We start from the raw sequence: 10,540 nt of genomic DNA, 5'->3' as shown, positions 1-10,540 counted from the left end.
AACTCGGATACCTGCCCTTCAGCGCCTCAGGCGGTGCGCTGCTGTTCCATCTGCTGAGCACGCTCTACGAGCGCACCAGCGTCGTCATCACCACCAATCTAAGCTTCAGCGAATGGGCTACCGTCTTCGGCGATGCCAAGATGACGACGGCGCTGCTCGATCGCCTCACCCATCATTGCCATATCCTGGAGACTGGAAACGACAGCTTCCGCTTCAAGAACAGCTCGGCCCAGACCCCTGCCACAAAGAAGGAGAAAGCACCCACCTTGACCAAAGCCTGAGACCCAAACCATACATGAAGGCGGGTCACTTCTCGGCGAAAATCCCGGGTCAGTTCTCGGCGGAAATCAACAGCGCACTACCAAGTCGCGCAGGAAGCTGAGTTCGCTGCGGTCGGCGCGGGAGCCGAGTTCCGTCTCCAACGCCTTGATGCGCGCCTCGAAGCCGGGAGCGGCTGTTGACAGGCGCTTCTGGAACAACGCCTGGAGTTCCTTGAAGCCGTCATAGCCGAGCGCTTGAGCAAAGCGCACGAAGCTTGACGCATGCACGCCGCAACGGTCCGCGGTGGCGTTGACGGAGAGCACTGCCACATCGTTGGGATTCTGAGTGAGGTAGAGCGCGATTTTCTGGTACGACTTGCTCATGTCATCGTACCGTTCGTGGATCAGCCGGATGAGATCCTCGTAATTTTCCGACCTTTCGATGTCGTGCATTCCGCCCAGATCCGCAATTTTCATTGCATTATGACTGCTTGGCGCCGGTTTTGCCAGCCTTAAGTGGATGACAGCCTCGAATACGCGCAGATGGCCCTCAGGCGGGCAGTCTTTTTGCTATCATCGGCTTGGGGACTCGTGGTCTTCCCGAATGCCGGTCCGCAACCCTACAACGCCGTGGAAATACCTACCGACCGTTCTCGATCTGGTTCGAACCAGCTGAAGAACGCTAACTCACAGCTGGGAGGACCATCTAGTTGGGATCTGCAAGGGTCGTGATAAAAAAACGAGCCCTTTACAGCGTCGGTCGATCGAGCCCCGCGACACGGTAGGCCGATGCGATGGTGTTACCCATCAGCATGGCAATGGTCATTGGACCAACGCCGCCGGGAACGGGTGTGATGGCACCAGCCGCCTCGGCGGCCTCTGCGAAAGCCACGTCACCAACGAGGCGGGTCTTGCCATCGCCCTTTTCGGGTGCGGGAATGCGGTTGATGCCAACATCGATGACGGTCGCGCCGGGCTTGATCCAATCCCCCTTCACCAGTTCCGGCCGCCCCACTGCGGCGATCAGGATGTCGGCCGTGCGGGCGAGTGCCGGCAAATTTCTCGTTCGGCTGTGGGCGACGGTAACCGTACAGTTTGCAGCAAGCAGCAGGTTGGCCATCGGCTTGCCGACAATATTGGAACGACCAATCACCACGGCGTTGAGGCCAGACAGGTCCCGTCCGTGGAGACGTTCGATGAGCAGCATCGAGCCGGCCGGCGTGCACGGTACGAATGCATCGTCCAGTTCGCCGGTGCCGAGTTTGCCGACGTTGACGAAATGAAACCCGTCCACATCCTTTTCCGGTGCGACGGTCTGGATAACCGAGCCCTCGTCGATATGGGACGGCAAGGGCAATTGCACGAGGATCCCATGAATTGCGGGGTCGGCATTCAGCCCGCGAATGATCCTCAATACTTCCGCCTCGGTGGTATCGGCAGGCAACGTGCACTCGACCGAGTGAAACCCGCATTCTTTGGCGACGCGAGATTTCGATGCAACGTAGACCTGACTTGCCGGGTCACTGCCGACTAGGACAACGGCAAGACCTGGCTTGCCATGCCCCTTCGCGGCAAGATCGGCCGTCAGGCCCTTGACCGTCGCGACGACGTCATCGGCAACGTTTTTCCCATCGATGAGCTGTTGCATCGAGTTCCTCCAAACAGAATATTCAGAATCAGAAGACGATCGTCTTGTGACCGTTGAGCATAACCCTGGACTCCAGGTGGAGCTTGACGGCGCGCGCTAGCACCCTGCTTTCGATATCGCGGCCAACCGCCACGAAATCTTCAGCGCTCATGGCGTGGGAGACGCGCTCCGTTTCCTGATCGATGATCGGGCCTTCATCGAGGTCAGGGGTCACATAATGTGCCGTCGCCCCGATGAGCTTCACACCGCGGTCAAAAGCCTGGTGATAGGGCTTTGCGCCCTTGAAACTGGGCAGGAAGGAATGGTGGATATTGATGGCGCGGCCGTAGAGCCGCTTCGAGAGGTTATCTGAAAACACCTGCATGTAGCGGGCCAGGATAACCAATTCCGCATTTGTCTCGCGGACCAAGCCAAGCAATTTTTCCTCTTGGGCGATCTTGTTGTCCTTCGAGACCGGCCAGCAATGATAGGTAATGCCTTCCAGTTCACCGCCTCGGCGGCTCACATCGTGATTGGAAACGATCGCCACGACCTCGGCGTTCAGCCACCCGACGCGGATCTGGTAGAGCAGGTGCAACATCGCATGGTCGAACTTGGAGACCATGATGATGATTCTCGGTCGCCTCGCCTGATCGTGCAGGGCGAGCTTCATTCCGAAGCGCTCGACGGGCGACTTCAAAGTGCGCTCGAGGTCGTCCTTCGTTGCGCCGACCGGTGCTGTAAACGCGATACGCATAAAGAAGCGGTTGGACTGCCGGTCCCAGAACTGATTGCTTTCGGCGATGTTGGCTCCGATCGCGGCAAGCTCGGTCGTGACGCCTGCGACGATCCCCGGCTGATCGTCGCAGGACAGGCTGAGAACGAAAGTATCTGTCATGGTTTGTCTATCCTGGAAGCGAAAGGATGGGTGAGATCATGCGGATGGAAGGCTCTCGACGAAGAGCCGCAGCTCGTCGGGCTCAATGCCCACCGTATGGCGCTGCTCGGGGTAGGCGCCGCTACGGACATCCGACGCGAATTCCGAGAAGGCGGCGATGCGTTCACGCTGCAGGCGGTCGAATTCGGCGGCGAAGTTGCGATAGGTCTTGGCGTGGCGCGGCACATGTTTGCGGTTTTGGCCGAGAACATCGTCGGCGAAGAGATACTGGCAGTCGCAGCCGGTTCCGGCGCCCATGCCGACTAGGACCAGCGCTGTGCGTTCGCTGATGGCAGAGGCAACCTCCGACGGGACGACTTCGACTTCCACGCCGAAGGCGCCGGCCGCTTCATAGGCCTTGACCGCCTCAAAGACCTTTCGGGCGCTCTCGGCGGTCTTGCCAACTGCCTTGAAACCGCCCGTCCAGGTCGCGCGCGACGGTATCAGGCCGACATGGCCGATCACGGGGATGGCTTCATCGGCAAGCCGTTTGACCGTTGCGAGACTGGCGCTGCAATAGACGGCGTCCGCACTCGCCTTGTAGAGCTTGAATGCCCAACGCACGAAATCGTCCGCGGTGCCGACCTCGAAGAAATTGACGCCGGGCACGGCGAAGATGCTTGGCGCAATTTCGCGGAAATGAGGGAGCAGTATCATCTCCGGCGGGACTGACACCATGTCTATGCCAGCCTTCTCCGCGGCTTCCAGTTCCTCCAAAGTCTCAACGCGGAGCATCGTAAACTGGTATTTGCCTTTCATGGCGCGGATGTCCGCGACCGTCGGCCTCTTTCGGCTCATCGGTTCTCTCTCCTCGTGCGGTCAGGCCGCCAACAGATTTTTCAGACGTACGTCGATCGATGCGAGCGCAAGTGGATCGGGCCGCGCGTGTTTGGCGATCAGCATTTCGGCCAGTCGTATGTCGCGCGCGACAGCATTACCGGGACCGATGCCGCTCGCCGCGACCAGCCTTCCGTCTTCGGCAAGATGAAATAGGATAAAGGTGCCGTTGCCGAGATCGCGGCGAACAACCGTGCGCCCCTCGTCGGAAAGACCGGCGATGTGCAGGCTGAGGTCGTATTGATCCGACCAGAACCACGGCACCGCGACGTGGCTCTCCTCTGCCCCAAGCATGTTCCTGGCCGCAAGCGCACCCTGTTCCTGGGCGTTGCGCCATGCTTCAAGGCGGACACGACGTCCGCCATAGATCGCCAGCGGGAAGGAACAGCAATCGCCGGCGGCGAAAATATCCGGATCGCTTGTCCGAAGCTCGGCATCGACCGCTATGCCATTGTCGATCGTCAGCCCCGCCTCTGCGGCAAGCCCGATCACCGGCACAGCGCCGATGCCGATCACCGCGAGATCGGCAACGATGTCCTGCCCGCCGGCAAGCGTGAAACACACCTCCGCGCCGTCGTCGGCGATTGCGGCGATGCCTTCGCCGCAGAGGATGTTCACGCCCTCCGCGACATGTGCCTCATGAATGATCTCAGCGATCTCGGCCGGTACGCCGCGCATCAGGATGCGTGGCTGCGCCTCGATGACAGTGACCGCAGCACCCAGTTTGCGCGCCGCGGCGGCGAGTTCGAGGCCAATGAAGCCGCCGCCGACGATGGCAATGCTGTTGCCAGGGCGCAGATGGGGGCGAATGGCCAGAGCGTCGTTGAAGGTTCTGAGATAGACGCAGCGCGCGCCAAGACCCGGCATCGACAGCTTGCGCGGCAGGGAACCGGTCGTCAGCAACAGCTTGTCATAAGGGAGGGCCGAGCCGTCCGATAGGCGCACGGCATGCGCGGCGCGGTCGATCGCGACGGCCTGAACCGAGCTTAAATGCCGGATTGATCTCTCGGCCAGAATCTCGTCGCTGGTGATGGCCTTCAGCGCCGGCGCATCGCTGGTCATCGCGTCTTTCGACAGCGGCGGCCGCTCATAGGGCAGATGCGGCTCATCGCCGACCAGGGTCACCGGGCCGTCGAAGCCGAGATCGCGCAGCGCAAGCGCCGCCCGCCCGCCGCATTCGCCTGCGCCAATGATGACGATGCCATCACTCATCGCCGTCACCCGAGCTGGAGGAAGATTTTGCCGGCCTCGACCTTGACCGGATAGGTCTTGAGGTCGACGCAGACCGGTGCGCCCCTTGCGGCGCCTGTCTTGTAGTTGAAGCGGCCATTGTGCTTCGGGCACTCGATGATCTCGTCCATCACAAGCCCGTCTGCGAGATGAACTTTCTCATGCGTGCACAGGCCGTCGGTGGCAAAATAATCGTCGTCTGGGCTGCGATAGATGGCGAAGGTCCGCCCGGCGTGGTCGAAGCGGATCACGTCCTCTTGTTCAACGTCTTCCGCATCGCAGGCTTGGATCCATTCCGTCATGGTTATCTCCCTGTGTTTTTTGTTGGGGTTCAATTTGGAGGCGGCGAAATGGCTGCCGCCGGCGCTCTTTGGGAGATGCTATTCCGCCGTGGTTTTGCCCTCGGCGTGGAACTCTTCGCGGTAGGGCTGCGCTGTTGGCGGCAATTCGCGCTTGATGAAATAGTCCTCGTTGCGTAGCTGGCGCAGGAACGCCGGGATCATCTCGCGATAGCCTGCCAGGATCGACGGCGTCGGTGCCGGAAGATCGTGCTTGATCAGTTCATGCAGCTTCGGCAGCGCATGGTACGGCACCATCGGAAACATGTGGTGCTCGACATGATAGTTCATATTCCAATAGATGAAGCGGCTCACCGGGTTCATCAGCACCGTGCGGCTGTTCAGCCGGTGGTCGGTGACGTTGTCGGCAAGCCCGCCATGCTGAAGCAGGCCGGTCATCACGTGATGCCACGCTCCGTAAAGCCGCGGCAGGCCGATCAGCATCAACGGAAGCAGCGAGCCGAGATACACCGCGAGTGCGATGGTGGCGAGGTAGATCACCAGCCATATGCGGGCCACGCGGATTGCCTTGTACTGCTCCATTTCTGGGATGAACGTCCGTTCTGCCGCGCTCAATCGACCGGATGCGTTGCGGACCATGTCAATCATCGCTTGCCAGGCATCCAGGATGCCGAAGAAATTCAAGACGAGGCGGACGAGATCCGGCGGGCGCATGACGGCGATCTCGGGATCGCGCCCGACGATGACGGTGTCGGTATGGTGGCGTGTGTGGCTCCAACGCCAGGTCACCGGATTGCGCATGATCATGAAGCAGGCGATCTGGTAGACTACGTCATTCATCCATTGCGTCTTGAAGGCCGTGCCGTGGCCGCATTCGTGCCAGCGGGAGTCGGTGGAGGAACCATAGAGGACGCCGTAGACCAGGAAGAACGGAACACACCACCAACTGCCCCAGAGCAAAGCGCCGCCCGCGCCGCTCTGGATGAGGACGCCCAGCCAGATCATGGTGTCGCGGATGGCAGGGCCGTCGTCGCGCTTCATCAGCTCCTTCATCTGCTTGCGCGGAACATCGGTGTGGTACCATTCCGCGGCCGAAAGGCCGATCTCGACAGCCCGCCGAGCGTCGCGCCCGATCAGGCTGTAATCTCTCTTCGTCGGCCGATAGTCATCGGCCGCAACGGTCGCGTTCATCATGGCCTCTCCGAGGTGAGACCGGGGCTCCATCAGCCCCAGGGTCATTGACTGGAAAATATCAAACACCTGCATTCCACTCAATGTGTTTGCAATATTTTCTATCATTTACTATCATCCACCGACCGCATGAAAAAAATGATGAGCGCGCCGTTGGCCAAGCGACCCACGATTTCAGATCTTGCACAGGCTTCGGGAGTCAGCGTCGCGACCGTAGACCGCGTGCTGAATTCCAGGCATCCCGTTCGCGAGGAGACCGCAAGGCGGGTCTACGAGGCCGCAAGCGCCATTGGCTACCATGCCACCAGCCTGATCAAGCAGCGCATTCGCCAAGACCTCCCGGAATACAGGCTTGGCTTCCTTCTCCAGAAGCCCGAGCAGCATTTCTATCAGGAGTTTGCACGCGAACTGGAGTCCGCAGCTGCCCAGGCGCCCCGGTTCCGAGGTGTTCCGATCGTCGACTTCTGGGCGAGCCAGTCACCGGAGGATATTGTGGCGCAATTGAACCGCTTGGCGGGCAAAACGCAGGCGGTCGCCCTTGTCAGCCCGGATCATCCGACGGTCACCGCCGCCGTGGAGGCTTTGAAGGCGCGGGGCATCCCTGTGTTCTCGCTGCTGTCTGACTTCGCCGCAGGTGTGCGTGAAGGCTATGTCGGCCTCAACAATCGCAAGGCAGGGCGCACCGCTGCCTGGATGATTGCCAAATGTGCGAAGCGGCCGGGTGAGGTCGCAGTGTTCGTGGGCAGCCATCGCTTTCACGGTCAGGAATTGCGTGAAATCGGGCTTCGTTCCTATTTTCGTGAGCACGCCCCGGACTTCAAGGTGCTGGAGACCTTGGTCAATCTTGAGACCAGCGAACTGACGCATCGGGCGATGGTCGACCTGCTTGAGCAGCACCCGGACCTGGTTGGCTGCTATGTCGCTGGCGGCGGCATGGAAGGCGCAATCGCGGCGGTGAGAGCGATCAGGCCGACGGATCCGCCGGTTGTTGTCTGCAATGAAATCACACCAGAATCGCGCGGGGCGCTGACGGATAATATGGCGACCATGGTGATCGCAACGCCTTTGGAAAGGCTGTCCCGGGAGCTGGTAGAGCTCATGGCGCATGCGATCAGCGACGGAGCCGCCAACGCGCCCGGACAGACGTTCCTGCCTTTCGATATCCATCTGCCTGAGAACATCTGAAACCGCTGTGCGATAGAATCTACCAGAGATGATAGAATGCCACTTGTCATCGCAGTTGACTCTATCATGCAAGCGGTCGATTGGAGCGGAGTGTGGGGCGCACGCGCGCGAACAACGCAATTTCGGAGGAATCTCGTGCCTGCCGCGGCCGAACCGTTTGCCTTTGCCCTCAACCATATGCTGGCCCCGTCGCTGCGCCGGAGGCGTTCTTCGCGCTTTTGCCAGAGGCATGGTTCGCAGATCGGGAAGGTCCACGCTCGGCGCTCATCTTTCAAATCGATGGGAAGCGGTGGCTTGGGCCCCTCTTGCCGATCCCCTTCAGCACAGGTGATATGTCATGACCGCACAAATCGACTTCTCACTAAATCATATGGCGACGCCAAGGCTCGACAGCCGGGCGTTTCTAGACCTGGCTTCCGCTCTAAATTGCGCCGGCGTCGAACTCCGTAACGACCTTGCGGACAAGAAGTTGTCGACGGCCGTGTTCTTCGACGGCGAAGCGCCCGCCGAAATCGGTGCTTATGCACGCTCCAAGGGGCTGCGGCTCCTCGGTCTGTCGGAAGCCTACGGCTTCAATGCCTGGTCCGATCCCATGCGCGCCAAAGTGCAGTTGCTGATCGACCAAGCCAAAGAAGCTGGTGCTGAGTCTATCAGCCTGATCCCGCGAAATGATGCGCCGACTTATGCTGCAGGTGGGCGTGACGAGGCGTTGCGCCGCTCGCTGGGAGAGATCCTTCCGCTACTGGATAGAGCGGGGCTGATTGCGCTGATCGAGCCGCTCGGCTTCATCACTTCGTCATTGCGCCACAAGGCCGACGCGATCGCTGCAATCGAGGCCGTTGGAGGCAAGGCACGCTACAAGCTCGTTCACGACACTTTTCATCATCACCTTGCAGCTGAAAAGGAATTCTTCCCTGAGTACACGGGCATCGTCCACATTTCCGGTGTCGTCGATCCAGCGTTGAACACCGAAGAGATGCAGGATGGCCACCGCGTTCTGGTCGATGCACGGGACAGACTCGGCAGTATTGACCAGATCCGCGCTTTGCTCCGTCGCGGCTACGCGGGTGCGTTCTCATACGAACCATTTTCCCCCGAGGTTCATTCGCTAGAGAATGCGGCTGCAGCACTGGAACGTAGCATGGATTTCATTCGGACAAGCGTCAGCTGCTGATCAAGGTGGTAGCGTGCGGCGTTTGCACCCAGGACTCGCACATGTGGTTCGGTGACTCACTAGAGCACGTCCAGTGATCTCGGTCGCGGGTCTTGAAGGCTTCGGACGAGGCATGTCGGCGCGGCAAGCGGCGGCGCGGTTTTTCGTGCAGGTAACGAGTGGCTGTGATTGAAGGGACCGCAAGAGAGAGGTGGTCGAATAGCGCGGCAGTCTCGAACCTCAATGTTGAAAAGCTGGTCCCACGGCGAATGCCTAGAGTTCCATAGTCGTATTAAGGATCAAATTCGGTGACATGAAACTCTCGACGAACGAAACAATATGCCTGCTATGGATGTCCCGATGTAAAAGCCTGGACGACGTAGCTGCGATTGAAGGCGAGAGCGCGCATGAAATTCAGTTGCGCCTGAACACTGCGTTGAGGTTTCTTGACGTAGCCTCGATCTCCGAGGCGATCGAGAAGGCTAAATCTCTGAAACTTATTTAGGCCTTCTGCCGCTGCAAAGGCCGCAGGTCCCGTCCAACTACTCCCCGCCCGCCGCGGCCGCATCGGGCTACGACGATCTCGAAATTTCGAGCTGAGTTTGGATCGGCGCTGCGAACATGAGCCGTATCGATGCTGATGACGAACTCTTTCCGTCGATCACCAGGAAGCTGCATTTCGAGCTGGCGCCATGCTGAGACCACCGCATCTGCTGCTTCTTCGCCATGCGCTTGGCCACCAGTGAATTGACCGCCGACTCGGCAAGGGTCGTGGCGACGCGAAGGCCTGTCCGATATCGGGCTCCATAATTGATGATGGCACTGCGATTCGAGCGGATGTAGGTGAAGAGCTGCGAACCGAGGGTATGGAGACGCGCGGCCGACAGATCTCCAGCCCCTCGCAACGGAAGCAATCGCGTAATAATGTCTTGGAGGTTGCGGATCGCTCGATCCAAGCGTCCGTGCCACAGGCGCCACTTCACCGCTCTGATGTCACGGTCGATTGCAGGAAGCGCTTCAGAGAGACCCGATCGGGATCGAGCCATATGATCGGCGATCTGCTGCATCGGCTGGACCTTCATGGCGATGTGGAACCAGTCGATGATGTGTGTGGTCGGCCTCGGCATCGCGCGGGGTAGCCGCTTGAGGATTTCGGCGCCGTCGGAAATCACCGTCACATCGCCAAAGCCGCAATACCCCTCTCGCCGGAGAGCATGAAGGGTTCGATCCCGTATCGCGGGTTGGTCGGTGTTGCTGGTGGCGAAGTAGCGGCCGCCCGCATCGCCGTTCATCGATCTGCAATCTTGCGCACCAGGCTTCCTCCGCGATTTGCTCGTCGAGCCGCTCGCCAACTCTAATTGTCCGCTTGCGTACAGTTGCATGCGTCTCAGTCGGCTCAATGGGTAGAAACTTGGCGAGTATGCTGGCGGCCTGCCGATACGGCATCGTGCTCGCTAGTCGCGCCGTCAGTTCCATCAACTCGGGAGTTACCCGATCCGGACAGATTTCCTTTAGCGGCGCGAACGCGTCGACTATCCCTGGGTGGCAATCCCGGCACAGCATCCACCGGGGATTGCGAACTTCCACAGCGCCGAAGACCGTTCGAATGCGGCGCGTCGTATAGTCCTTGACTGGCCGAAAGGTGTGGCAATCCGGGCAGACCCGTCGAAAGAGGGCATAGGTCTCAGCCTCCTGGGTCACGACCGCGTTCTGCAAGGCGGCCATGATCTTCTTGCCATCACCGATCGAAAGGCCAAGGTCTCCATCGCGCAGGCGTTCCTCGCTTTTGTCGATCCGGACTTCTCGGCGACAAATGTCGCC

General features: G+C 60.0%; 10 protein-coding genes and 1 pseudogene. 3 read left to right on the top strand and 8 right to left on the bottom strand.

Annotated features, from left to right (window positions below; all coding sequences use genetic code 11):
* Positions 1-281 (top strand): ATP-binding protein (locus tag BLS48_RS33420; protein ID WP_167365349.1); only part of this gene is annotated, 281 nt, incomplete at its 5' end.
* 66 nt (positions 282-347) lie between these two features.
* Here the strand turns inward: BLS48_RS33420 and BLS48_RS33415 are convergent.
* The 7 genes from BLS48_RS33415 to BLS48_RS33385 all read right to left on the bottom strand — a co-directional run bounded on the left by BLS48_RS33415 (position 348) and on the right by BLS48_RS33385 (position 6,381).
* Positions 348-713 (bottom strand): MurR/RpiR family transcriptional regulator, encoded by a 366-nt coding sequence (locus tag BLS48_RS33415; protein WP_240565221.1) that lies wholly within the window; start codon positions 711-713, stop codon positions 348-350.
* 295 nt (positions 714-1,008) lie between these two features.
* Positions 1,009-1,908 carry a bifunctional methylenetetrahydrofolate dehydrogenase/methenyltetrahydrofolate cyclohydrolase FolD gene (gene folD, locus BLS48_RS33410; protein WP_038655326.1) on the bottom strand — a complete coding sequence of 300 codons (900 nt, stop codon included), beginning with the start codon at positions 1,906-1,908 and terminating at the stop codon, positions 1,009-1,011.
* A gap of 28 nt (positions 1,909-1,936) precedes the next feature.
* The gene (purU, locus tag BLS48_RS33405) at positions 1,937-2,785 is read right to left on the bottom strand and encodes a formyltetrahydrofolate deformylase (RefSeq protein ID WP_091586570.1); all 849 of its coding nucleotides are present in this window, start codon (positions 2,783-2,785) and stop codon (positions 1,937-1,939) included.
* 36 nt (positions 2,786-2,821) lie between these two features.
* Positions 2,822-3,622: a 3-methyl-2-oxobutanoate hydroxymethyltransferase gene (locus BLS48_RS33400; protein ID WP_038655320.1), complete on the bottom strand. Its 801-nt coding sequence runs from the start codon at positions 3,620-3,622 to the stop codon at positions 2,822-2,824.
* Positions 3,623-3,643: 21 nt separating this feature from the next.
* Positions 3,644-4,873 carry an NAD(P)/FAD-dependent oxidoreductase gene (locus tag BLS48_RS33395; protein ID WP_084791876.1) on the bottom strand — a complete coding sequence of 410 codons (1,230 nt, stop codon included), beginning with the start codon at positions 4,871-4,873 and terminating at the stop codon, positions 3,644-3,646.
* A gap of 5 nt (positions 4,874-4,878) precedes the next feature.
* Positions 4,879-5,193, bottom strand: coding sequence for a MocE family 2Fe-2S type ferredoxin (locus BLS48_RS33390; protein ID WP_038655314.1), 315 nt, complete (start codon positions 5,191-5,193; stop codon positions 4,879-4,881).
* Between the two features lie 78 nt (positions 5,194-5,271).
* Positions 5,272-6,381 carry a fatty acid desaturase family protein gene (locus BLS48_RS33385; protein WP_051727032.1) on the bottom strand — a complete coding sequence of 370 codons (1,110 nt, stop codon included), beginning with the start codon at positions 6,379-6,381 and terminating at the stop codon, positions 5,272-5,274.
* Positions 6,382-6,534: 153 nt separating this feature from the next.
* On the opposite strand from BLS48_RS33385, the gene BLS48_RS33380 reads away from it, so the two are divergent.
* Positions 6,535-7,566, top strand: a complete 1,032-nt coding sequence (locus BLS48_RS33380; RefSeq protein WP_038655565.1) for a LacI family DNA-binding transcriptional regulator — start codon at positions 6,535-6,537, stop codon at positions 7,564-7,566.
* A 337-nt stretch (positions 7,567-7,903) separates the two neighbouring features.
* Entirely contained in the window at positions 7,904-8,740 is an 837-nt protein-coding gene (locus BLS48_RS33375) for a TIM barrel protein (RefSeq protein ID WP_038655311.1), read from the top strand.
* 665 nt (positions 8,741-9,405) lie between these two features.
* Here BLS48_RS33375 and BLS48_RS36935 read toward each other — a convergent pair.
* A pseudogene (locus tag BLS48_RS36935) lies at positions 9,406-9,663 on the bottom strand (ISKra4-like element ISMet1 family transposase); the annotation flags it as partial.
* Positions 9,664-10,540 lie beyond the last annotated feature (877 nt).

It is taken from the genome of Mesorhizobium qingshengii (assembly GCF_900103325.1).
Lineage (GTDB): Bacteria > Pseudomonadota > Alphaproteobacteria > Rhizobiales > Rhizobiaceae > Mesorhizobium > Mesorhizobium qingshengii.
The sequence above is the reverse complement of the archived record's forward strand: the minus strand, read 5'-3'. Positions and strand labels throughout refer to the sequence as shown.